This is a genomic window from Gimesia panareensis (genome assembly GCF_007748155.1).
GTDB lineage: Bacteria > Planctomycetota > Planctomycetia > Planctomycetales > Planctomycetaceae > Gimesia > Gimesia panareensis.
Map to the genome: position 1 here is coordinate 6,791,941 of NZ_CP037421.1, position 24,395 is coordinate 6,816,335.

Genomic DNA, 24,395 nt, shown 5'->3' on the forward strand with positions numbered 1-24,395 from the left:
CAGAATAACCTTGTTTTGTAGGGGTGTGGCGCAAATTACGTGCCAAAGTGTAGGAAGTCATCTGGGAAATGCGGGTTAAAGAAGGTGACGACTGGAAGCGTACAACCAGTTTTGGACGCGATGACCTACTCACACTCGCAAAGGTTGTGGATCTCGCCCACTCATGGATACACGAATCTGCTCATTCTGACTCCTAGAGAGACCCACCCTTGTCAGCTCTCCATAATACCATCGGAAGACCAGTTTCAGTTACAACTCATGAGAAGCACAAAACAGTGAAAAACAAGTCTCAGAAATCATTGCCGCCAGATTCAAGTGTGCCTCGTCGACCAGATCGCGATCGCAGAGTTCGACAAAATGAACGAATCGCTCGTGTATTAGGAGTGCTCAATCTAATTCAATCGAGAGGCCGATGGAACTTGAAAGCCATGTCTACCGAACTGGGATGCTCCACACGAACGATTCAACGAGATCTCGAAGTTTTGGAATTTGCTGGAGTTCCCTGGTACATAGATGCTTCTGATAAAAGTTACCGGGTTCGCTCAGACTTCCGCTTTCCCACCTTAATGCTGACCCATGATGAAACCATCGGCCAAGTGATCGCCACAGCCCTCACAAATGCTTCGGGACTTGATATAGGCCCCGGAGCCAGTCCAACTACTCGAAAGTTGGCAGCAACATCAAATGACGAAATACAGCAGATCATTGCTGATGCCGCTCGAATCATTGAAGTGTTTGATCTCAAACTCGTAGACCACAGCCAACATCATGGAATTATTCGAACACTGCAGTCAGCTTTGCTGGAAGGGAATAAAGTCACCGGAAGGTATGATTCACCTTACGAGGACAAGACTTTACGTCTGACGATTCACCCCTATCGCCTCTGCTTGATCAAGCAAGCCTGGTATGTGATAGGGCATATTGAAGGAGAAACGAGGGCCAAAACCTTCAGGGTTGCCCGCTTCAAAACAGCTCGACAACTGGAGCAAGCGGCGTTGATTCCCGATCAATTTGATCTCCGTGAGCATTTCGGAAACGCTTGGTCTGTCTATCGTGGCGATACTTCATACGACATCCGGCTCAGATTTGAGCCACAGGCTGCCAGGGTCGTTACGGAAACAGTCTGGCATCACACTCAAGAGGTGAAACAGAATCGTGATGGTTCTGCGACGCTCAGTTTTACCGTTGATGGCCTTGATGAAATTTTGAACTGGATTTTGTCCTGGTCAGGAAAAGTGAGAGTGGATGCTCCTAATGAACTCAGAGTCCTACTAGTTCAGACTCTCGAAAAAGCAATCCAAATTCATTCAGAATCTGATTCTGAATGACCCACCTTTGTCAACCCCTTAGCCCGCATTTCCCAGATGACTTCCTACACTTTGGCACGTAATTTGCGCCACACCCCTACAAAACAAGGTTATTCTGCCAATTCATGCCATGCTGACAGGGGAACTTGATGGGTGACAGCCAAAACCAGGATTTACGGGTCAGTTTTGACAGCCGATTGAAGCTGAAGTTCTGCGGCAGTCAGGTCACCACCGATGCGGGACTACTGGCCTATCGGGAACTGGATGCAGCGCTCGGTCTGACGGAAATGGGCGGAGATGTGCTGAGCGATTCACGCCCGGGCCGCAACAAGCAGCACCAACTCGTGCCGCTGTTGCGTCAGTCGATCTACAGCCGACTGGCAGGCTACGAAGATGTCAATGACGCTGAGCGCTTGTGTGTGGACCCGGTGCTACGCCACGTGGTTGGCGGAAGGGCGAGTCAGCCGGATAAACAAGCGGCGTCAAGCAGCGAGGTGGGCCGTTTCGAGACGCAGATACTCAGCACGCAGCGCAATCTCACGGCACTGATGAAGCTCTCCGGACGCTGGATCAACAACCTCCACCGGCGGCGACCGCTCAAAGAACTCATCCTGGATCTGGACAGCTCGGTCAGTGAGACCTACGGCCGGCAACAGGGCGCGGCCTACAACGGCCACTTTGCATGCCTCTGTTACCATCCGCTGTTTCTGTTCAACCAGCATGGTGATCTGGAGTACGCGATGCTGCGGCGTGGCAACAAGGCCAGCGCGAAATACTGGCGGAAGGTGCTACTGCCGGTGATCGAACGGTATCGGCATTTGGACATTCCGAAGTTCTTCCGCGGCGATGCGGCGTTCGCCATTCCAGCGCTGTATCGTGTGCTGGAGAAAGCAGACTATCGTTACGCCATTCGCCTCAAAGCCAACGCCGTATTGGAGCGGGAAATCTCGCATTTGCTCACCCGTCCGGTCGGACGGCCTTCCCACAAGCCCAAGGTCTGTTATCACAGCTTCCAATATCAAGCAAAATCATGGCAGCGATCGCGTCGCGTGGTGGCCAAAGTTGAGTGGCACGCAGGCGAACTGTTCCCGCGTGTTGGATTCATCGTGACCAACTTGAACCAGCACTCGAAGAACGTCGTGAAGTTCTACAACGGTCGGGGCACCGCCGAGCAGTGGATCAAGGAAGGCAAGAACGCCGTCAGATGGACGAAGCTCTCCTGCCGGACGTTCAAAGACAACCAAGCTCGGTTGCAACTGTTCGCCTTAGCTTATAACCTCGGCAATTTCCTGCGGCGGCTGGCCTTGCCCAAGCCTATACAGAACTGGTCGCTGACGACGCTGCGGGAGAAGCTGGTCAAGGTTGGGGCCAAGGTAACCCGGCATGCCAAGTACGTATTCTTTCAACTGGCCGAAGTGGCTGTGCCACGGAGATTGTTCGCCGCAATTCTTGATCGGATTGCACGACTGGCAATTCCGCCGCCGGTCACGCATGACGTGAAGCGGAAGTATATCAAATAGCGAAAAACGGGGTTCCTCACAGAGAAAGTCTGCGCAGAAACCGTGTTGACTACTGAAAAATGATTCGCTCGGGCAGCAATTTCCGGATCTCAACAACAGAGGCACAACAAAAGTGGCGAAAAATCACTTTGTTTTAGACACGGGGGACCGCAGTGGTTACAATCAAAGAAAGTCCATGCCTGGAGTGGTTTCAGGCTGATCCATATGGGAAATCTCGGCTTAGTGTACTTAGGTTACTGCACATTGGCATTATTAGTATCCGACTGTCGGATACCTGGATGCGTATCAAACTGTCTTACCATGGAGAAACTTACATGAATCACATCTTTATAACATTACTTATGATCTCACTTCTGTTGTTTACTGGATGCTCAAAAGAAGGAAACGTCGGGAATGAAGCTGTCGGTGAAGCGAAAGCTTCTGGAGCTGAATCTCCCAGTCCAGAAGGAGCCAGGGCTCACGTGCAGAAATATGTTGACCGACTTATGGGTGGGGATGAATCCGTGAAAAATGGATTGTTAAGCATCGCAGGAGTAGACTTTGGAAGTTTCAATTCCATTGAAATAACCTCTTCGAATCAAATGTATTCGAAGTCTGGAGTAAAAGTAGACAGAATGTTTTCGGTTCGTATGCGAGTAACGGGAGTGGATAGTCGTAACGGAAAACCCATCACAAAAAATATTGAGCGTGGCGTGATGCATAACGACAAGGGTTACCGGATCATTGGAGCTGAATTCTAGATCAAGTTGGTGAGCACTATTACTCTGTTGGTCATCAATATTATTCTAGTGAAAGTTCAGTCCTCATGTGTGAAACCCGGGACAAAACATCAGTTATTGGTTTCTTACGAGGTTGTCGCGTTAACCAAGCTGACTGGATTCATCTCACTCCAGATTTTAATAAAGACACAATCGAAAAGTTCTTTTCATCAAGGGTGGTTTACTATCCTGGATCTGGCACTGATGGCAGAGCCATCGCAATATTCAACTCCACAAAGAGTGCTTATTGTTTTGTGCATGTTGACCTGAAGACATCAGCAAAACAAGTAATTCAGGAATTGTCATCAGACAATTCACATCGTTGCGATGGTTACTCACCCACCTACCATGAAGAAATTCCCCCTGTCGAATTTCAAGAGATTCTGAACCTGGATATGACTCACCCCAGTAATGGCCAGAACCCAAATCTGAAGTCTGTACTCTGGACGGTTCTGCGAAGGGAGCCGGGGAAATCGAGCAATCATGGGTTTGACTACCTGGCCTTTTTACATATCCAGGCTGAAGCTGTTTGGGCCTGTGGGAATCTGTGGAAGACGTCAAAGATCAATCCATTCGGATTGATTCTCCAGGACCATGGGTTTGGTGGAAACAATGCTCGCTTTGGTGGTAGAGACGCTCCCCTATATCGAGTTGCCGAGCAGACAAAGCATCCCGACTACCTGCTCGTCGCGAAAGGCACCAGGGAATGGCCACACTATCAAGCAGTCTCAGAATGGTCACATCGAGTTGAGGGAAACCAGAATCGGCTTTTTCATCGAATGGAATGAACGGTCAAGAGCGTGCCTTGGCTTTTCATAAGCTCCATTTTCCTGAGAAGAACGAGATGACTGAAGAAGAAAGACAGAAAATCATTGGGACCATCTGTGAGACATTACTCCCAGAAGACCAGAAATTCCTTGGTGCAGTTTATGAAAATCCAAGTTCAGCGGAGCTGGGTATCTGGGTTGAGATCAATCAGTCTAAAGCTTTTTTCGGATCCACTATTAAAGCAGCATTGTTCACTGCCAGGCAGGCAGACTGGTGGTATCCACTCCGAGATGGAAAACTGCTCAAAGATGATTATGAATGGTTCGAGCAACGAGCTGAATTAGGAGAGAAGTGGAAAGAATCAGAACCAAAGATGATGAAAGCTGAAAGTCGAACCCGTATTGCTCTCAATATTCAAATGGAAACTGGGATCCCACAACATGATCCGTTGGATTTTATACCCTCCAAGGATTCCAATTCCCAGAACGTTGAATCCGATTCAGAGGTTTGGAACGAAGATCCACTTGAACAAATTGAGTTTCTTCGTGTGAAGGGCTGGGAGGGACTTTGGTTCCTTCATGAAAGCAAAACAATGTTCCGGAATATACGCCTTGCAGGAACTCATGAAGGATACCGAGTTCACATGGGGGAGTTCCGTGAATGGGGACCTGAGCGAGAATATGATGTTGTTGCTCGACTGACTTGTGATGATGAAGAACATTTAGTGAAACTTGAATTCCTGGACTCGAATTCAGATGATCCCTGCCTGATTTTAGAACAAAACAATGATGGCCAGATCATTGTCAAAAAGATAAACCTGGGGTAACAGATTGAAGATCACTGTACATCGTGGGACGAAGGAAGTGGGTGGCACTTGCATCGAAGTCTGCTCATCAGATTCACGGGTCATTCTTGATATAGGAATGCCTCTGTTTGACGAAGACCGAAACGTTCTTGATACTTCCAGTTTTTGGCGACACTCAACCGAAGAACTCCAGAAAAGTGGTATTATCCCCAATGTGCCAGGACTATTCGGAGATGGCCCTCCCCCTAATGCCATTTTTCTATCGCACGCTCACCTGGATCACACCGGTTTACTCAATCGCTCCCAAGAGTCCATTCCTGTTTATGCCAGTCGTGGCACCAGCAAGATGATGCTGGCTGGAAGTTTGTTTGCGAGACAGGTTGAACTCCCGAAAGAACGGTTTCGAGAGATCGAACCGGAAAAACCGGTTAGGATTGGAGACTTTACCATCACTGGATATTCAGTCGATCATTCTATCTATGGTTGTCTAGCTTATCTGATCGAGGCTGACGGAAAGTCTGTTTTATACACAGGCGATCTCAGATTTCATGGGCGTAAGCCTGGTATGATCCGACGATTCATTGAAGTGTTCCAGGAGAAAACAATTGATGCCATGCTGATGGAGGGAACCCATTTTGGATTCCCGGATGGTAATCTTGATGATGAATATGAGCTCGAAGCGGAAATCACGAAGCTTGTCAAAGATTGTGAGAGCCTTGTTCTGGCTTCACTCTCCCCTCAACACGAAAGCCGACTCGTGAGTTTTATCAGGGCCGCCAAGAAGACAGGACGTACGTTCGTTGCTGATGTCTATACGGCTTTCATAATGCATCTGCTTCAAAACGAGCTCCCACTTCCTCAGCCAGAACCTGATGGGCTCGTTCGTGTCTATGTCCCCCAAGCACTCAGAGAATCTAATCCCCGAAGTGGAAAGGCTAAACAAATCGAACGATTCCTAGATTCTGAAATCACCATGACAGAAATCTGCAATCAGCCGGATCAATTCCTGATGGTCTTTCGAGCCTCAATGCTTGATGATTTTGGCGATCAATTCCCTGGTGCAGCTCGTTGCCTGTACTCACGCTGGCATGGATATCTGGAGCAACCGGAGTGGGAGACAGTCAGAGAGAAACTTAAGTCTGTGAATGGAGATCTCTACGAAGTCCACACCAGTGGCCACATGCTGTCAGCTGATATCGTCTGCCTGATTGAGAAGATGAATCCCAAAACCATCATTCCTGTCCACACTTTTGAGCCTGAGCAGTTTAAAAAGCACTTTGACAATGTGGTACAGATTCAGGATGGAGTTGAATACGAAATATCTTGAAAATGGGCTAAGCTGATGTGTCAGAAGGCTTCAGGGTCGAAGACACGGGAATAGCCTCCGTTTCGTAAATTCAGGTTACAGCCATTTTTACAAAGAATAACACCGGATGCTTCCTCGGCTAATCCATCCATGAGCACTTGCCACTCTCCGTTCTCCTCTAAGATTGATTGAATATCATCTTGACCACAACCACCGATTACGAGCACGGGCTTTCTCAGAAGCGGTAAGGGACTTTGTTCTGGAATCTCTACTAGCCGATTGGCAAGACCCAGACGACGTTTCAAGGAGATTGATGACTCACAGCTATTTATTATGCATTCATGAGAGGTCTCAATTCGAGTACGGTAACGACGAAGCTGGTCAATGACCTCTGGCATTTCACCATCCAGTGAACGAAGTCGTGAGTCATGCAAGCCTTTGACTTCTACCAACGCAAGTGCATTCAAACCAGTGTCATAATGACAAACATCAATCTTATCTGTCTCTGGCTGACCTGGCTCTTGGAACTTTAGCTCCTGATCCACGATCTGATTCTCCGGACGAGATACGATTCCATGCACTATATTGGCTTCTGGACTTCCTGAAACGGATTTCATCATCCTCTTGTACTCACGGAGTATGTCAGGGGCAAATTGGCCTAAAGGCATAGGTTGGGGAGCTGCATTAAAGTTCAATCCATTCTCTCCACTTGCAATGCTGAGATAATCTGAACCTTCAGGCCGTTGTAGCGGCACATACTTATAATGAATCTTTCCAGTCAACTGATTATCTACCAGACGAATCTCGCGGAGTAAGGCCGCACCACGATAATAAACCGTAACGTAGTTATCACGAACTTCCAACTGGAGTTCCCGATCATCAACAAGATTGGCGATCAAAGGAACAAGCAAATTAATCATCTCATCGGAAAGTCGTCGTCTTAACATTTGTTGCTCCTTGATGCGAGCTCTGAGAATACTGTCCATCCCCAATGGGTAGGTAAAGTATGTCGACATAGTCTGACAGCTGTGGGTCACACATTATGTGTCATAGAGAAAATATCCTCTGAGACGATGAGCCTGAAACAGACGCTCGTAGCAAAGAGATCGAAAAAACAGGCACATTATCATATCCATAAAAATCATAGACTGCCGGGAGATCAGCGACCCAATGCTGACAACGCCATGTGTTGAAATAGGACCATGGCAAAAAAGAAGTCACATACAGAAAGAAGAGATGCCGATCGAAGAGTCCGCCAATGTGAGCGACTGGCTCGACTCATGCAAGTACTCCATCTAATAGGAGGTAAGGGACGCTGGAATGCCACGGCACTCGCGGAAGAACTGGAATGTTCAACGAGAACAATTCACCGGCTAATGCAAACGCTCTCCATGGCTGGTGTTCCTTGGTACTTCGACGAGAAACTCAAGGTGTAAACAGCGGCCAGAAAACGTAGCGCCTGTCGGGTAGTGGCAAATCGGTATAAAAACGTAGCGCCCAGATGACCACCTGTTGGTTTTGGGTCAGACTCTCAGTATATGAGTCAGTTCTGATCCGGAAACAGCGGGGGCAAGGGTGATTACAGATATGGAGTTATGGGGTGAGATCCGTCGGCGTGTTCTGACCGGAGAAATCAGTCAACGTGCTGCTCGTGACGAGTACGGTATTCACTGGGACACGCTGCAAAAAATACTGACCTACTCGGAGCCGCCGGGATACCGGCTGACTAAGCCCCGGCCTTCCAAGCTGGAGCCGTTTCTGCCGATCATTCATGAGATTCTGCAGAACGACCGCAGCGTGCATCGCAAACAGCGCCATACGGGGAAGCGCATCTTCGAACGTCTGCGGGACGAACACGGGTATTCCGGTGGAATCACGATCGTCCGGGAAGCCATCCGTGACTGGAAAGCCCAGTCCCGCGAGGTTTTCCTGCCGCTCCGCCATCCCCCGGGCGAAGCCCAGGTGGACTTCGGCTTTGCCGATGTCTGGCTGGACGGAACACTGACCAAAGTCGCCCTGTTTGTGATGACGTTACCTTATTCGGACGCGATTTTTATCCAGGCCTTTCCCCGGGAATGTACGGAAGCCTTTCTGGAAGGACACAAGCGGGCCTTTGAATTTCTGGGCGGTGTACCGCAGCGGATCAGCTATGACAACTCGAAAATCGCAGTAGCCAGTCTGGTAGGGAACCGTGAGCGAAAAGTAACGACCGAGTTCCTGCGTCTGAAAAGCCACTTTCTGTTTGACGATCATTTCTGTCTGGTACGACGACCGAATGAGAAAGGCCATGTCGAGCGGTTGCTGGACTATGCCCGCAGCAACTTCCTGGTCCCCGTTCCCCGGGTTGCTTCCCTGGAGACTCTGAACGAGCAGTTAGTGCAATGCTGCCGGAACGATCTGCAGCGTCAGTTGCGGGGACAGGCTTCCCCCAAACAGAGCCTGCTGGCGGAAGAACAACGGGAATTCCTGCGGCCCCTGCCACAGCAGACGTTCGAAGCCTGCCGACTGGGACAGGCACACGCCGACTCCCTGTCGCTGGTCCGCTTTGATACCAACAGTTACTCGGTTCCCACAAAATACGCGCATCGTCAGATCACTATCGTGGCCACCATCACCGAAGTGCGGCTGTTGTTTGAAGAGACGTTAATCGCCCGGCACCAGCGGGACTGGGGACGGGAACAGACCCGTTTTAACCCGATTCATTACCTGAGTTTACTGGAACGGAAGCCGGGAGGCTTTGATCATGCCCGCCCCCTGGAAGACTGGGATCTGCCGGTCTGTCTGGGCATTCTCCGCCGTCGGCTGGAAGCCGAACTGCAGTCAGACGGCACGCGGGAGTTCATCAAGGTGCTGCGCCTGCTGGAACACCATCCGTTATCCGCACTGAAGCGTGCGGTGGAATACGCGCTGGACATTGATGCGACCCGCGCTTCTGCCATTCGCCTGATTCTGGAATACCAGCAGGAGTCACCGCTGACTCTGTTCAGCCTGGAAGGCCGTCCCCACCTGAAGCTGGTACAGGTGGCACAGACGGATGTTTCTGCTTACCAGTCCCTGTTAATCGGAGGTTAAACGTGACCAGAAAACAAACCAAAAGCCTGGTGCTGCTGCAGCACCATCTCAAGAACCTGAGGCTGCCCACCATCCTCAGAGAATGCGAAAAGATCGCCGCCCGTTGTGCCACTGACAATGTCGACCATCTGGGATTCCTGTTACAGTTATGTGAACTGGAACTGATTGAACGGGAACGCCGGGCCGCGGAACGACGTCTGAAGGCCGCGAAGTTCCCGACGTATAAGACCCTGGAAACGTTCGATTTTCAGGTCCAGCCCGGCCTCAACAAACTGCTGGTCAGCGAACTGATGCGGGGTGAGTTTATCGAGCAGCGGGAGAATATCCTGCTGGTGGGCAATTCCGGCACCGGCAAGACGCACCTGGCAGTCGCCCTGGGGATTGCCGCCTGCGGCCAGGGAAAGCGGGTCCGCTTTTACCAGGTCACAGAACTGATTACCCAGTTAATGGAAGCCCGCGAACAGCGGGAGTTAACCCGCCTGAAAAAGCAGCTCGCGAAACTCGATCTGCTGATTCTGGATGAACTGGGATATGTCCCCGCAAGTAAACTCGGCTCCGAGTTGCTGTTCGACGTGATCAGCACGGCTTACGAACGTTTCAGCCTGATCGTAACGACCAATCTCCCCTTTGAAAACTGGACCGAGGTCCTGGGCAGCGAACGGCTGACGGGGGCCACACTCGACCGGCTCACCCATCGTTGCCATATCCTGGAAACCACTGGTGAAAGTTACCGGTTACAGGACGCCAAACGGCGGCACACAAAAAGCTCAAGCAAGCAACCGCGACTGACGAAATAACAAAAGACCACGCATTCGTCCCCAAACAGCCACATCAGGACGAATCCTGCACAGACAGCGCTACGGTTTTCAACCGGCACGCGCTACGTTTTCTGACCGTTGTTTACATCAAGGCTTATAAAATCCGTCCTGGCTATAAGTTTCCAGTATTGGAGGACCAAAGCTTGGCCAGGAAGACACAAAATATGCCAGAGGAACTTGAGGAAGTAGCAGAAAAGCTGGTTCAAGATATGGAAGCCCTTACTTCATCCCTCAAAGAATTCCTGAACGCTTTGAAGTCAGCAACCGGAAAAGGGTGAAGAGCTGGGAACAGGACAAACAACACATCTAAACCACAATCCACCATCCGACATAATCCACATCCCAATAAAGACTTACAACAACCCAGCATCTCCTCGCCCTTATATCCACCCCTTACACAATCTTGCTCACCAGGTGTCCAAGAGGATTATTTTCAACTTTCTGTTGGCGAGGGGCGGGATCTGGTCAGATTTTTCATCCAGATTCATTGACCAACTCAAAAGAATTTTAATGACAAGACGCCGAATGTTTCAAAACACACGCTGTTCCGTTCAACATCAAAAAATCTTTTGAGAGGTAAAAAATGATCGCGACTGATGCCTTCGATAATTACTGGAGTGAGATACGTCTCAGTGAAGATTATCTCAAAACCTACGGACATAATGAATGCTTTGACTATGAAGATAGATCACACTCGAGCCTAGTATACGCAAACCGTGAGGTCCAGAAACACTTGAAAAGCGTTAGCCAACTCCGAATGTTCGATGGCCCCGGAGAAAATGAGAGGTTTAGTGCCCAGAATTTTCATGAAGCCCTGATCGACGTTTTAAATCCACCAGAACGATGGTTTCGACAGTTCTGGGTGCTGAATTCACCTGAGTACCTTGCTCTTAAATCCGGAGCCAAGAATGATGAAGACCTAGTACTTCATGAACTCAATTCAAAAACAGCAAAGCCCCATTCCGATCCAGAAGTTAAAAAAAAGCGGTCAGCTCCCGCAGGTAAAGAACGCTTCGGCCAAAATACGATGCTATTACTTCATTTCCTTCTCAGTCACCACGGATGTAATTCTGACAATCCCAACAATTCGTATTTGAGTCAATCACAGATTACTAAGAAGATAAATGAGGAAGGTATAAAGATCTCACAGCCGACAGTCTCGCGATCGTTGGATTCGTTGATGAGGGAGGCACCGTCATTTGGTAGGCTCAATGGGGCAAAGAAATACAAACTGCTTTGCGAGCAAAATGAGATATGCGGAGTCTTAAGTGGTCTCCAAGTGAAATCAAATCAATATCTGGACAGAGAACTTCCAGTACTGCTAGGGATATCTGATGAAAACATCGATCTCCTTCATGAGAAAGGTTATTGAAGAGACAAATAACAATACATTCACCTGAATAATGTGAATTGAATAAGCTGAATAGGAATCTGATGTTGCAAGCCCTTACAAGGCTAATGAATAAGTCATATCGAGTGAATCCTTCGGGTATATGTGAATAGGCAGAGCTAGTCAGTGGAAGCTTTATTTCACTGACCCGAAAGGATCACTCATGACGACAACAACAGACGTTGCCCAAGGGGTTATTAACCCTCACGAACTCTACACTCTTCGAGCATTCAAGAGACGACTCGGAATCTCAGATTCCACTCTCCGTGCAGCCCGAAGGGCGGGACTAAAAGTCTCCTACCTGCATAAGCAAGGTTTCATTCTTGGCAGCGACTGGATTGAGTATGTGCTCTCATCCAGCCGCAGTTCGTCCGTTGAACACACGTTTGTGACAGAGTGATCGCACGATAGATCACTCTGCACAGGCCTCAACGGAGAAATACCATGGCGAAGAAGAAACAATCAAAGTCAGAAAAAAAAATAATTCCGAAAGTTCGCATCGCACAACCATCGGGACGCCCTTTCCAGATCAGGTACACCTGCCCCAATGAAAAGCGTGAGATCCGGATTTCAGTCGGCAGTCGAGACATCGAAGATGCTGAGCAGATGAAAGCCGAGATTGAAGCGAGATTTTTATTGGGACTCGACCCACAAGAGAAGAAAGACAAAGTCTTCGGCCCCGAGATGGCCTGGGATGACTTTCGGGAAGAATATCGCGTACTGCATCTTTCAGCACTGCGTGACAGAACTGCTGAAGATGTAGAGAGTCGGTTGGATATAGCAGAGCGAATCGTAAAGCCCAAGACTCTTGGAGACATGGCAAAATCAGCCACATTACAAAAACTGAAGTCACGTCTCCTGGCGGGGGAACAGGGAGTACGAGGGAAACCACGTTCTCCACACACTGTGCGAGGATATCTGAGGAGTATCTTAGCTGCTCTCAATTGGGCTTACGACCAGGACTGGTTGGAGACACGTCCCAAACTACCACGCATCAAGACATCCAAGAACCCGATGAAGGGCCGTCCGATCTCTGCAGCAGAATTCAAAAAGATGCTTGAATCAGCTTCAGAGATCGTTGGGAAGGAAGCAGCTCCCTCCTGGAAATATGTCCTTCAAGGTCTTTGGGAATCCGCCCTCCGGATTGATGAATTGATGCACCTCTCTTGGGACTTACCCGGAACGATCCGTCCTGTATGGCAACCAGGAAAGCACCCTGTTCCGGAAATTCCAGCAGCAATGCAGAAGAACGACACATTCCAGACGATCCCTCTTCTGCCTGGATTTGAAAAACTTATCCTGGAGACTCCTGAGACAGATCGCAACGGGTGGATTTTCAATCCCCTCTCTCTTCAACTGAAGCTCGGCAGAAAAGTCCGCCACGAACGCCCTGACTCGGACTGGGTTGGAAAAGTGATCAGTCGGATTGGGAAAGAAGCAAAAATCATAGTTGAACAGGGAGATGAGAAGACGGGTCGCTCCATCAAATTTGCATCTGCTCATGATCTGAGGCGGTCTTGTGGGGAACGATTAAGAAACGCAGGCGTTCCTCCATTGGTAATCATCCGGATCATGAGACATTCATCATGGGAAACGACACAAAAGCACTACGCTCCTGGCGATGTTCAACAAGCAGCAGAATCCTTGCACCAAATCTTGGTACAGGAAGAATCAAAAGAGCAGCAGTCAGATACTGAAACTTCATCATGAGCTGGGCGGTTCAGGTGGTATGATGGCTCGCAAAGGAAGAACTTGATCATGCAAGGACTCCATTTCAACTCTGATGAGCCCCTGAGATCTCCGGAGAGCAGCTTCTTCCATTGAAATCCATTCCCCCGTTTCAGCTTCATGCGGATTCTGGTACTCCCACTCATCTACAATCTGATGGAGCTTGGGACGTGGAATCTCACGCAGTGCAGCCCGGCACTCGGCAGTCATTTCCTGGTCATCTGAATTACGGAGTACTGCAAGTAATTCTTCGTGGCTCCAAGGTTGATCAATCAAAGCTAACGCCGAAGCCGCTATGATCCGGTTGTTAGGAACCGTCGAACACAACGCTCTGCGGAACAGTCCTAACGACTCTTCAGGAAAGTGTTTCAAAGCAAGAATGGCTACATCACCGATTGTATGACCGGAGGTCTTTCGCAGATTTTGCTTGATGCTTTCACAATCCGAAGTGTGCAGGGTCAGGTACTCCAAACACGTATGCCAGATGTGTGGCTGAGGGAGTTCTCCATCAGGATCAGTTCTGCTGAGCAGACTCCAAACTTCGTCACACCATAATCCATCATTCATTTCAAATAGGATGTCCAACGCAGCTGAAACTGTGCCTGATGGGGGTGAACTCAAAGCCTGGCGAAGGATCTCAAATCTCCTGGAGCTTTCCATTTCAAAAAGGCTTCGCAGTGCTAACCTCTGTTGATCATTGCGTTCAAATCGCTGGATCAGATCCTGCTCGCGATCGAGGCTAGTCCGGGCAAACGCTTCTAAGACATCCTGACGGGAGACTTCTCCTTCAGTCAGCATTCCCCAGTCACCCAAGACAGCTGCCAGTCTTTGAACGAGTGAATCGGATGCTTCTTCAAAGCGTTCAAGTAAACCGAGAAACTCGTCTGATTCAAATCCCAATCGAACGACGCTAGATTCTGGATGCTTTTCAAGCAGACCATTCTCTATCAGGTTCTGAAACGAAATGGCCACTGTTTCGAGTGAAGGGTGGAGTTTAATCACATGCCGTTCCCAGATCTCAGGCTCTTTGAGAGATTCCAGGTACCCTTCATAGAAATAACTATTGAACCAATCCGCTGTCTCGTCGTAGAAGTCGACGTCAAGCAACTCCCCTGTGATACGGTTGGTCAGACAACAGCCTCGACCATGAAAACGGTACTCCCAATCTGTGTTGGTTGGTACCAGGCCAGTTCGTTCGATGGGAGGATGGCCTAATGCTCCAGCTTCAGCAAGAGCCTTTGGATCTCCGCTCAGCTTATCACGAACAATATGCAGAACGTATTCCTGACGTTGCCGGTGTTTTATGAGGGAACAGAGCGTCCACAGAGACCAAGGAGAAATCGGGAGTGGATTCAAAAGACATTCTGTGATGAACATCTCTCTTTCATCCGACTTCAGACCAGCATCGAGCCGAGAAAGAATCTCCTGGTAAAGCATAGCTTGATTCCTTAGGACGGAACCTGAAATCAAAAAAGCCCCCTAGATTGTACCTAGGTACATTCGAGGGGGCCATTTGACGTAAGTCTAGTACACCCCGCAGGGTTCGAACCTGCAACCTTCGGTTTCGTAAACCGATGCTCTATCCAATTGAGCTAGGGGTGCCTGTCCCGATTGGGAAAGGGTATTTTAGCGAGGCCCTTCTCCCTTTTAAAGCGTTTCGGAAGCTGCATTTGAATCTTTTTAGCAGCTCTTCCCCGGTTTTCGGGGCTCAAATGGTCCTGCAACAAGGATTTTGCCCGTTTTCCGGGCTGATTCAGCCGCTCTGCCTCGCTTTCCCTTTTATGTACGACAATTGACCCCGGTTCCTGGTTCCCGGCTGCGCAAGAAAAAAGGCTCTGTTCTGGCGTAACAGAGCCTGGTATTTCTGAAGGATGGGCAATTTTCAAGTATTGCCCGGTATCCTTTTTTAGTGGTGGTGGTGATGGCCACGATATCCATAGCCGCCGCGATAACCGCTTCTGTATCCACCGCGGTATCCGCCATAATAGCCACCTCGATAGCCGCTACCACTGTAAATGCCGATCCCGAAGGATGGGCTGCTGTAGTAGAAGCCACCTGATCCGTAGCTGGGATAGGAATTATAGTATCCTCGATACCCGTAACTGGGATAAGAATAGCCATAGCCTCCATACCCGTAACCGGAAGAACATCCATGGCCCGCCTGTGCCTGTTGGGTTGGCATCAGCAACAATGCTCCCCCCAGAACCAGCCCCATGCATAATGCCAGTTTCAGTCCTTTTCGTTTTCTGGGCTTTGTCGTTGTGTCTGTACCAACCGTATCTGTGTGATTTTGCATCGTTTCGCTCCTTGGAAAAATGAACCTGAATGAGTGTCACAGACGCGTTGGAATCAGCATCCTCGCTGGTGGTCTGGCACTCGGTTGCAGAACGGTTGAGAATCCTTCACTCATTACTTACTTGTCCGCCTGCCGTAACTCTGAAAATCGCTATAAGCGTGCCAATAACGCACTCTTAAAATTGCTATCCCTAACCTGTTTTTAAAATGAGACTTAGGAGAACAGCAAAATCTGGCAGCAGAGGCGGGGCATGAAAAAGCGTCTCAGTATCGCAACAGGAGAGATCAATCTGATGCCAGCGAAATCCACTCTGGCGGCAGGATCTGCCGGTGAGGTGGATATAAAAAAACAAGCCTCCCATTCAAATGATCGGGCCGAACCAAATGAACGAAAGACTTGAGATTTTTTGCCAAGATGAACCTGTAAAACACAGGAACCGGCCCGACAGGATCAGTTAAAGCCTGATCGTGGCGGATTTATTAAAAATATGGATTACCATCCATAATAGAAACCGAAACCGGGCGAGTAATAGCCGCCTCGGTAACCGCCATAGTAGGGACTACGAGAGTAGTTGTTGTACCTGCGGTAATATCGGTTGGATCGATTTCGATATCGGTTGTACGAATGTCGGAAATCCCGTCGGGCATGACGGTAATTTCGCTCCACCTGATGAAAATTTCTGTGAGCCCGTTTCCAGGCGGGTGGCCTTGCTTCCGTTGTGTGTATGGCCCCTGTTAAAAAAACACTACTAACGAGCAGGGCGATGGTCAGTGCACGTTTCATGGTCTTGTCTCCTTGATAAGAACCCTGTTGTTGCCTGACTTCATCCCTGAATGAATGAAACCAGAAGTCAAAAAACTTTGACTGTCTTATCTAAGGGAATTCGCAATAGATGTGCCATTTGCGCAGAATTTGCCGAACAATCGTCTAAACCATGCAATAGATTCGGTTTAACGAGATGATTTTGCTCAAGTCGAATCAGCGACACTACTTGAAACCGTTGTAGAATTGAAAAAACTGTGGTCGAAAAGAGAACAGAATAGCCGCCCACCATTCAATTCCACTGTTCGATCGGCTTTCGAAGGCCGTTTCCTGCAAAAACCTGCAGTCAGACCACGGGATTTTGCAGAACTCCAATGCCTTCAATCTCGGCTTTCATTTCATCGCCGTTTTTGAGGAACTTGTTTTTGGAAGCACCTACGCCGCTGGGAGTGCCGGTGGAAATAACGTCACCTGGTTCCAGCTGAACAAAACTGGAGATGAACTCGATGATGGCCGCAACCGGGAAGATCATCTCGGCTGTGGAAGAATCCTGTTCGACCTCTCCGTTGACGGAGAGTTTCATTTTCAACTGCTGAGGATCTTCGATTTCATTGGCCGGGGTAATGCAGGGGCCCATCGGGCAGAACGTATCGTGCCACTTGCCGTGCAGCCAGTCAAAGAAGCCGTCCTTTTCCCGTTGGGTCCGTTCCGGATTCGGGCGGAATTTGCGATCCGAAATATCATTGATCACGGTATAGCCGGCCACATAATCGAGGGCGTCTGCTTCGGAGACCCCCTTGCACGTTTTTCCCATCACGATGCCCAGCTCAAGTTCCCAGTCAATATGATCGGGTGAGACCGCAGGAATCTTCACCGGCTGACCGGGATGGGTGAGCGTTGTGGACGGCGGCTTCATGAACACGTAAGGAAATGTTTTCTGACGTTCTTCCGCCTTGCCTCCCCCCTCCTCAATGTGTTTCGAATAGTTGCCTGCCAGGAGCAGCAGCTTGGAGGGAGCGGGTTGAGGTACGAGCAGTTGCACGTCTTCCGGCATGACCGACAGGGGGAAGAGTTCTTCATCCATGGCCTGTTTGAGATGCTGCTCGATGACCTGGATTGTTTCCCGTTGCGCACCACCCGGCAGAAAAGGGATCAGCCCCTCTGTTTCATCGACCTCCACTCCGGCCAGATCGGCGGCGGCCCCCAGGGGCAGAATGGAATCTTCCGAGTAAAATCCGCAGTAAATCTGGTTGTCTAACTGATAGCGGCACAGTCTCATGGTCTATGAACTCCTGATCGGGATCTTCAATTCGGTCCGGACAGTCTGATAAAAATTTGTCAGGGACGCCCCTGTTGGTACTGGCACAGACAAATCCTGTCCTTTTCATGCTAACGTCTGCAGCAGGAAAGACCAGTTCGCAGGAACCATTATGTTAACTGCTTCTGGAATCTCTTTAAACTGATACCAATGATTGCCACGCAGCACAGGGCCAGCCCCGTGACATAAGGCAGCAGGTCTGTGAGATCAGAGCCTCTCAATACAATCCCTCGTAAAATCTCCAGGAAATAAGTCACCGGAATGATGAACGTAAACAGGTAAATGGGAAGCGGCATCTGGGATCGCGGAAACATGAAGCCCGACAGCAGCACAGAAGGCAACATAATCAGGAACGCAAACTGAATCGCCTGCAGTTGCGTGCGGGCGATCGTGGAAACCAGCATCCCCAGCCCCAGGCCACAAATCAGGAACAACAGTGAAAGCGTCAACAACTCCCAGAGATTTCCATGAATCGGCACCCGGAACAGGAACACCATCACTGTCAGGACGATCAGCGTTTCCACGAAACCGATCATCGCGTAAGGGACCAGCTTACCCAGCATCAGTCCGGATTTGCTGACCGGTGTCACAAACAGCTGCTCCAGCGTTCCCAGCTCTCTTTCACGGACAATGGCAAAGGAAGTTAAAAACAGGGTCACCAGCTGCAAAATGATGCCTACCAGTCCCGGAACAAAAAAATGAGAACTCTCCAGATCCGGGTTATACAGCAGACGGGGTCTGATTTCGACGGGGAGCGCGACCTTCCCTTCGGCATCCCGCGAAGGGACGACATTCAGCGTCTCAGCAAAATTCTTCGTGATATTGGTTGAATAATTCAAGCCGAGCAGGCTGGAGGCATTCAAAGCGGTGGTCGCAACCTGAGAATCGCTGCCATCGATGAGGACCTGCACGGAGACCTGTTCCCCTTTCAGCAGTCGATCGGAATAGTCCGGGGGAATAATCACCCCCACTTTGGCCTCTCCGGACTCAAAGGCATGGCGAAAGGCATCGTGATCGTAAACGCGGCCGATGATCTGAAAAGTCCGGGTATTGGCAAACGCCTCTCGGAGTTCACGCGAACTGGATCGACCGTCCAGATCAAAAATCACGGTCGGAATATTTTCAATCTGCGTGTCGATGGCAAACCCGAAAATCAGGGTTTGCAACACCGGGACCGCAAAGACAAAGAGCAGTGTCGCCGGCTCCCGGCGGACATGCGAAAATTCTTTGACCAGAATCGCCCAGAATCCGGCAAGCGGCTTTTGTCTGATACGGGGCGTCTTTGAGATCGAGGTGCGTTCCTCAACTGGCCTTTTCTCCAGGGGTACCTGAGGCGCATCCACGGAATTGACGCCCTCGGACTGCGGTTCAGCAGCATCCTGAATTTGTGTATCCGGAACAGTGGTGTCTGCATCGTGATTCAGGCCCTCGGCCCGGCTGAGAGTCACAAACACATCTTCAAGCGAAGGCGTGATCGGCCTGACCTGGACGGTGGCCTGCTCCTCAGCGATGCGGTTGATAAAATCCGATTCCGTGAGACTCTGATCGGCGAGCACATGAATGGTCTGACCGAACAGCGTCGCATCGCGTACCCCTTCCATTTCACGAAACGTACTTAAGCGGGTTGCAGGATGGACGGTATCGATTTCCCAGCGCGCCGTTCCCGGTGGAGTCACGCTGGCTAACTGCTTCAGTTCTTCCGGCTTTCCGCAGACAATCAATCGTGAATCGTAAATATAACCGACGTCGCTGCAGCGTTCCGCTTCGTCCATATAATGTGTGGTGACAAACAGAGTCACGCCCTGCCCTGCCAGTTCAAAGAGTAGGTCCCATAAATCGCGGCGGGCCACCGGATCGATGCCTGCCGTCGGCTCGTCCAGGAAAAGCACCTCCGGTTCATGGATCAGAGCGCACCCCAGCGCCAGTCGCTGCTTCCAGCCTCCGGAAAGATTCCCCGCCAGCTGATCCAGGCGGTCCCCCAGCGAAGTCAGCTCGATGATCTCCTGAAAACGCTGTTCGAGTTTGTCTGGACTCAGCCCATAGATCCGACCATAAAATTCGATATTCTCCCGCACGCTCAGATCGGAGTAGAGACTGAAACTTTGAGACATGTAGCCGATGCGGCGTTTGATCAGTTCCGCATCGGTAGTCACGTCATAGCCTAGGACGTGAGCTGAGCCACCGGTCGGCTCCAGTACGCCGCAGAGCATGCGGATGATGGTCGATTTGCCGCTGCCATTCGGTCCCAGTAGACCGAAGATAGCACCGCGTTCCACTGTAAAGCTGACCTGATCGACGGCACGCAGGGTGCCAAAGTCGCGTGTGAGCTGATCGACCTCAATCACCGAACTCATGAGCGGTCTCCCGTCTGATCCAGCCAGACATCAGCCGACATGCCGGGACGCAGTAAGCGTTCCTGGTTCTGCAGCCGGACCCGCACACGAAAGACCTGCTTCGAACGTTCTTCCGGTGTCTGCACATTGCGGGGGACAAACTCCGCCTGACGTGATACGAAAGAGATCACCCCTGCAAATTCCCGATCGGGATAACTGTCAATGGTGACTTTGACTTTCTGATCGACGTGAATATCCAGGTGATTTTCCGGGACGTAGCAACGTACCCATAACTGGTCCAGATCCAGAATCGAAACGACGGGCACGTTACTTCCCACGAGATCTCCGGGTTCCAGATCCACCGCCTCGACGACCCCGTCCGCAGGCGAGGTGATTTTCAGCTCACTGATCTGTTTCTCAATGGTTTGCAGATTGGCTTCTGTTTTTTTGACCGTGGCGGCGGCCTGCTCGATATCTTCGCGCCGGCTCCCGTTTTTCATCAGCTGCCAGGCATCTTCGGCCTGAGTTAATTGAGCGCGGGCTTCGTCGATCTCCTCTTTACGTGTCCCCTCCTTGAGTAACTCGAGTGCCTGCTCCTTGACCGCCTTTCTGGCTGCTGCCACCTGCAGTTCCGTGTTGGCGGTATCCAGTTCATCCTGGGAGGCGGTCTTTTCCGCAAACAGTGTTTCAATCCGGGACTGTTGCGACTTTGCCAGACGATACTGAGCATCTGCCAGCCTCAGTTCCGCGACCGCAGATTCAATCTCCTGGCGACGGGGCCCGTTGACCAGCAGCGTCAGGCGTGCTTTCAACTGATCCACTTTTGCTGAGGCCTCTGCAATTTCCTCCGGACGAAAACCGGCCACCAGCTTGCTGTGATAGGCTTTCGCTTCCGCGAGCGCTGCTTCCGCCTCGGCCCGACGTTCCAGCAGGTCATAGGGTTCCAGTTCGATCAGCAGTTCTCCCCTGATGACCTGCTGCCCCTCGTTAATCAGAACCTGCTTGACGCGCCCCCCGACCCGCGAACCGGGCCGGATATCATCAGCTTCGATGAACCCGGATACCTTAAAGGGCTCTGTGTGATTCTGGCTCACAATCAGGGCTAGAATCAGAACCACGCCCAATGCAATCAGACCCAGAATCTTCTTCAACGGTACTTCCTCTTTGGTATGTGTGAACAGAGCTGGCGTATAAACTTCATCTGGTTGAACTTAAGTGAGTTCATCTTAGCGGTCTGGAGAGCAATTCCATAGTTATCCTGCAAACATGAATGATTTCCCCGTGAAAATTCTAACCGTGGGTCGACGTTTCCTTGCTTGAAACCATAGGGATTCTGAATACCTGGCAGTGTGTATTGATTTTTTTTGAATGTGATTCCCAGGATCCTAACCTGTCGCAGGATGTTAGACCCGGTTCCCAACCGTTCCGTTTTTAATTGTGCCGTGTGCCACTGCTCGGCTCGCCCGACAGTGCGCGAGTAACCCACCCATCACAATTAAAATCTCCCGATGGTCGGGTGCTCCCGGATGCAATCCGGGATTGCCACAGGCAACAGGAGGTCTTAGTGCAATCCTCCGATTCAGAATCAGCACACCAACCCGCACCGCAGTAATAAATAGGGGGTAAGCCCGAATAAAATTCGGGCCGAGCGCAGCGAGCAGGAAACTGACAGAAGAAACTTTCAAAGTCTCCGGATACTCCTGCCGACTGAGGTGTGGGGTGCCACCTGTCGGCTTGCCCGACAGTGCAGCCGAGATAAACATATCCCACCTCACAAATCATCCCTGACGACTGAATAAACTGGACTGGACTCGCACCCGCACCTGACCAGAATGCCTTGTTATGCGTCGCGCGCGCGAGCGTAAACAACATTTTCACGGGAACATTCAGAACCGATGCCTCAAACACACTATCAAATCCTCTGGTTTCAGCACGATTTGAAAAACAACTGCTCATCAATGCACTCCGTTACTTGCCAGTTTTTACCACTTTTCACCCGTTTTTACCGCATAAGCCCCGCTTAAAACCATTAAAGTCACGTTTTTTCACACGGTCCCGCATAACAGAGAAAAGCAGATCCATCAAAATGAATGGGTACCCCCGAATGTAATTCGGTGTGGTCGCAGACCACAGGAAACGGTCAGAGCCCCGTTCGAGTCCAGTAGCCCCAATAAAACAGAGTCTCTTCTCCGGGCTGCCACAGTTGGCCAGGCCGTGTTTATTTAATAGTTTTCATCGTGATTATGAGGTCGACAGCGTTAGTTCTGTAAGTATTCACCATGGTCGAGGGTATGCTGTGACTCTTGTTTTCAGGACTTCAACAGCACAAAAGCAAAATTAGCCGCAGGGCGTTAGCCCCGGTTGAAACGACTTTGCTATATCACATCCGAATTAAGAAACGCTACCTGGCCCAACTGTGCCGAAACCAATGCATCCCACGACACAGCTAAGGGGTCAGCCAGGAGACAATCCAGCCCGGGCGCAGCAAGCAGGAGTCACAGCTCCCGCGCGCGATTCAATACAGCCCCCATTCTAGCGAACGGCTCGCCACCAGCGAGATGAACCTGCACCAGTACCTGCAAAAGACCAGGCACCCAGGTTGGTCTTAACCGCAGCGAATGCCGTGCGACTGATCTTGTTTTCAGGCACTTTACCAGCCGAAAAGACTGCTGAGCCGCAGGTTATTAGCACCAGTTCCTCCTATTTACAAAGATGCATGCGATTGAAGAATCACGACCTGGCACTGCCCCGTCAGCGTCTGCTTAAGAATCGGGCATTTCCTGGTTCAGACTGCGGGAGTTTGATGATTCAAAAAAATAAATCCTCTTAATATAACAGTATTACATTCGCCTTATCTCGTTACAGAGATTCACGATAGCCCCTCGCTCCCACATGAAGAATCAGCGACAAATCACATTTGGCACATCATTCGCTTAAATCCCAAATCACAATAATCATCAAACAGCAACAATCTCTTAAACATGTGCCCTTATAACCCCGGGCGTTAAAAGTTTGTGCTCGAATCTGTTTGTTGAGCATGTTGTGGTTTCAGTTTAATAAGGAGAGATGATGAGGACATCATCATCTAAGAAAAGAGGAATGAGAAGAGGATTTACGCTAATCGAACTGATGGTCGCTATCGCCACGATAGCCGTTCTGATCGCTTTACTACTGCCAGAGATTCAGAAGGCACAGGATGCCTCTCTGCAAAGTAAACAGAAATCGGGTCCCTACTGGGTATACCGCGAATATGAGTATGCGGGCGGACCGGTAATCACCGAAATTTCTGGATCCTACAAACACTCGCTCCAGGAAATCCTGGACATGTACGCGATTGACCTGAAAAAGCAGCAGCAGGCACACGCTGATGAACTGCTGGCAGAGGAAAAAGATGAAGTAGCCGAAAATACTGTCGCCCTGACTTCCGCTCCCAGCGAAGACGCTGCAGTAGCCGATGATCCGGTGAGCTCGGACCCGAGCCTGGTGGATTTCGAACCAATCGAACTGACTAAAGCAGAAAAGATTGCCAAAACCAAAAAGGCACTCAAGAACTTTAAATACGATTTATCTCAGAACACTGCCTCCCTGGTAGCACGCCGTAATCTGGCGGAAGCCATCGAACTGTTGAAGCAGGATCTGAAGCGGCTGGAAGCTGAACCCTAAACCAGGAATTCAGTTCCCGTCCCTATAATGAAGACACTCTCCTGAAAACAGGTGGAGTCTGGTTTGAGCGCCAGGTTTCACCTGTTTTTCTTTTTTTACACCATGACTTATGAGCTGTCAGACGCGTTTGATTGTAGATATTTCAAACTGAAAAAATGCGATCTTTTTTGAACAAGTTGGTCTTGGCACAAAAAAACAATCGCATTATAAATCCGCTTCTGCTGACATTTGAATGAGTAAAACTCTCTCACTTCACTTTACTCATTCAACCGTCCGGCGGGACACGTCCCCACGTGTCATATCTCAAAACCTACCACCCATTCAAAATTGATTTTTTAATCCATTCATCTTTCCTTGAATCAGCTTGGCTTTTCCAGGGTTCGTGAATTATCGATCGATGTCTCTGGCTTCAGATCAGAGAATCATCGTCCCGATGACTTGCGCCGTGGGAGATGTGATTCTATTCAGAGATTGATAAAGGAGCACTCAAGATGCCCAGCTTCGTACGGGTATGCCTGCTTAGCGCAGTAACTTTATTCAGCATCAGTCAG

Annotated in this window: 19 protein-coding genes and 1 tRNA gene; 13 read left to right on the forward strand and 7 right to left on the reverse strand. The window is 50.0% G+C overall.

All coding sequences use genetic code 11. The features are described from left to right. Nucleotides 1–383 precede the first annotated feature (383 nt). The 6 genes from Enr10x_RS25515 to Enr10x_RS25540 all read left to right on the forward strand — a co-directional run bounded on the left by Enr10x_RS25515 (nucleotide 384) and on the right by Enr10x_RS25540 (nucleotide 6,485). On the forward strand, nucleotides 384–1,328 hold the full coding sequence (locus tag Enr10x_RS25515; protein WP_261343277.1) for a helix-turn-helix transcriptional regulator: 945 nt from the start codon (nucleotides 384–386) through the stop codon (nucleotides 1,326–1,328). Between the two features lie 128 nt (nucleotides 1,329–1,456). Continuing rightward, nucleotides 1,457–2,827, forward strand: coding sequence for an IS1380 family transposase (locus Enr10x_RS25520; protein WP_145104163.1), 1,371 nt, complete (start codon nucleotides 1,457–1,459; stop codon nucleotides 2,825–2,827). A gap of 314 nt (nucleotides 2,828–3,141) precedes the next feature. After that, nucleotides 3,142–3,567, forward strand: coding sequence for a hypothetical protein (locus Enr10x_RS25525; RefSeq protein WP_145451805.1), 426 nt, complete (start codon nucleotides 3,142–3,144; stop codon nucleotides 3,565–3,567). A 65-nt stretch (nucleotides 3,568–3,632) separates the two neighbouring features. Continuing rightward, nucleotides 3,633–4,373, forward strand: a complete 741-nt coding sequence (locus tag Enr10x_RS25530; protein WP_145451806.1) for a hypothetical protein — start codon at nucleotides 3,633–3,635, stop codon at nucleotides 4,371–4,373. A 56-nt stretch (nucleotides 4,374–4,429) separates the two neighbouring features. Then, nucleotides 4,430–5,179: a hypothetical protein gene (locus Enr10x_RS25535; RefSeq protein WP_145451807.1), complete on the forward strand. Its 750-nt coding sequence runs from the start codon at nucleotides 4,430–4,432 to the stop codon at nucleotides 5,177–5,179. A gap of 97 nt (nucleotides 5,180–5,276) precedes the next feature. Further along, nucleotides 5,277–6,485, forward strand: coding sequence for an MBL fold metallo-hydrolase (locus Enr10x_RS25540; protein ID WP_145451808.1), 1,209 nt, complete (start codon nucleotides 5,277–5,279; stop codon nucleotides 6,483–6,485). A 20-nt stretch (nucleotides 6,486–6,505) separates the two neighbouring features. Here Enr10x_RS25540 and Enr10x_RS25545 read toward each other — a convergent pair whose 3' ends face one another. Next, a complete protein-coding gene (locus Enr10x_RS25545) occupies nucleotides 6,506–7,411 on the reverse strand; it encodes a hypothetical protein (protein WP_145451809.1) in 906 nt (301 codons plus the stop codon). Between the two features lie 333 nt (nucleotides 7,412–7,744). On the opposite strand from Enr10x_RS25545, the gene Enr10x_RS30700 reads away from it, so the two are divergent. The 5 genes from Enr10x_RS30700 (at nucleotide 7,745) to Enr10x_RS25570 (ending at nucleotide 13,454) form a co-directional block, all read left to right on the forward strand. Continuing rightward, nucleotides 7,745–7,900, forward strand: a complete 156-nt coding sequence (locus tag Enr10x_RS30700; RefSeq protein ID WP_390621331.1) for an HTH domain-containing protein — start codon at nucleotides 7,745–7,747, stop codon at nucleotides 7,898–7,900. A 151-nt stretch (nucleotides 7,901–8,051) separates the two neighbouring features. Beyond that, complete coding sequence (istA, locus tag Enr10x_RS25555; RefSeq protein WP_145447831.1) at nucleotides 8,052–9,536, forward strand: IS21 family transposase; 1,485 nt, start codon at nucleotides 8,052–8,054, stop codon at nucleotides 9,534–9,536. A gap of 2 nt (nucleotides 9,537–9,538) precedes the next feature. Continuing rightward, nucleotides 9,539–10,333 (forward strand): IS21-like element helper ATPase IstB, encoded by a 795-nt coding sequence (istB, locus tag Enr10x_RS25560; protein WP_145447830.1) that lies wholly within the window; start codon nucleotides 9,539–9,541, stop codon nucleotides 10,331–10,333. Between the two features lie 604 nt (nucleotides 10,334–10,937). Next, nucleotides 10,938–11,726 carry an arginine repressor gene (locus Enr10x_RS25565; protein ID WP_145451811.1) on the forward strand — a complete coding sequence of 263 codons (789 nt, stop codon included), beginning with the start codon at nucleotides 10,938–10,940 and terminating at the stop codon, nucleotides 11,724–11,726. Nucleotides 11,727–12,188: 462 nt separating this feature from the next. After that, entirely contained in the window at nucleotides 12,189–13,454 is a 1,266-nt protein-coding gene (locus Enr10x_RS25570; protein ID WP_145451812.1) for a tyrosine-type recombinase/integrase, read from the forward strand. Here the strand turns inward: Enr10x_RS25570 and Enr10x_RS25575 are convergent. The 3 genes from Enr10x_RS25575 to Enr10x_RS25585 form a co-directional block, all read right to left on the reverse strand. Then, on the reverse strand, nucleotides 13,449–14,909 hold the full coding sequence (locus Enr10x_RS25575) for a HEAT repeat domain-containing protein (RefSeq protein WP_145451813.1): 1,461 nt from the start codon (nucleotides 14,907–14,909) through the stop codon (nucleotides 13,449–13,451). The genes Enr10x_RS25570 and Enr10x_RS25575 overlap by 6 nt on opposite strands. Nucleotides 14,910–15,000: 91 nt before the next feature. Then, nucleotides 15,001–15,074 (reverse strand) — tRNA-Arg (locus Enr10x_RS25580). Between the two features lie 304 nt (nucleotides 15,075–15,378). Continuing rightward, nucleotides 15,379–15,768, reverse strand: coding sequence for a hypothetical protein (locus Enr10x_RS25585; RefSeq protein WP_197997365.1), 390 nt, complete (start codon nucleotides 15,766–15,768; stop codon nucleotides 15,379–15,381). A gap of 250 nt (nucleotides 15,769–16,018) precedes the next feature. Between Enr10x_RS25585 and Enr10x_RS30085 the strand changes: the two genes are divergently transcribed. Continuing rightward, nucleotides 16,019–16,168 carry a hypothetical protein gene (locus tag Enr10x_RS30085; protein ID WP_197997366.1) on the forward strand — a complete coding sequence of 50 codons (150 nt, stop codon included), beginning with the start codon at nucleotides 16,019–16,021 and terminating at the stop codon, nucleotides 16,166–16,168. A 708-nt stretch (nucleotides 16,169–16,876) separates the two neighbouring features. On the opposite strand, the gene Enr10x_RS25590 is transcribed toward Enr10x_RS30085, so the two are convergent. The 3 genes from Enr10x_RS25590 to Enr10x_RS25600 all read right to left on the reverse strand — a co-directional run bounded on the left by Enr10x_RS25590 (nucleotide 16,877) and on the right by Enr10x_RS25600 (nucleotide 21,332). After that, nucleotides 16,877–17,809 carry a fumarylacetoacetate hydrolase family protein gene (locus tag Enr10x_RS25590; RefSeq protein WP_145114308.1) on the reverse strand — a complete coding sequence of 311 codons (933 nt, stop codon included), beginning with the start codon at nucleotides 17,807–17,809 and terminating at the stop codon, nucleotides 16,877–16,879. A 149-nt stretch (nucleotides 17,810–17,958) separates the two neighbouring features. Next, the gene (locus Enr10x_RS25595; protein WP_145451814.1) at nucleotides 17,959–20,202 is read right to left on the reverse strand and encodes an ABC transporter permease; all 2,244 of its coding nucleotides are present in this window, start codon (nucleotides 20,200–20,202) and stop codon (nucleotides 17,959–17,961) included. After that, nucleotides 20,199–21,332, reverse strand: coding sequence for an HlyD family secretion protein (locus Enr10x_RS25600; RefSeq protein WP_197997367.1), 1,134 nt, complete (start codon nucleotides 21,330–21,332; stop codon nucleotides 20,199–20,201). The genes Enr10x_RS25595 and Enr10x_RS25600 overlap by 4 nt, the downstream gene beginning before the upstream one ends. A gap of 1,948 nt (nucleotides 21,333–23,280) precedes the next feature. Here Enr10x_RS25600 and Enr10x_RS25605 point away from each other — a divergent pair. Further along, entirely contained in the window at nucleotides 23,281–23,844 is a 564-nt protein-coding gene (locus tag Enr10x_RS25605; protein ID WP_232093134.1) for a type II secretion system protein, read from the forward strand. Nucleotides 23,845–24,395 lie beyond the last annotated feature (551 nt).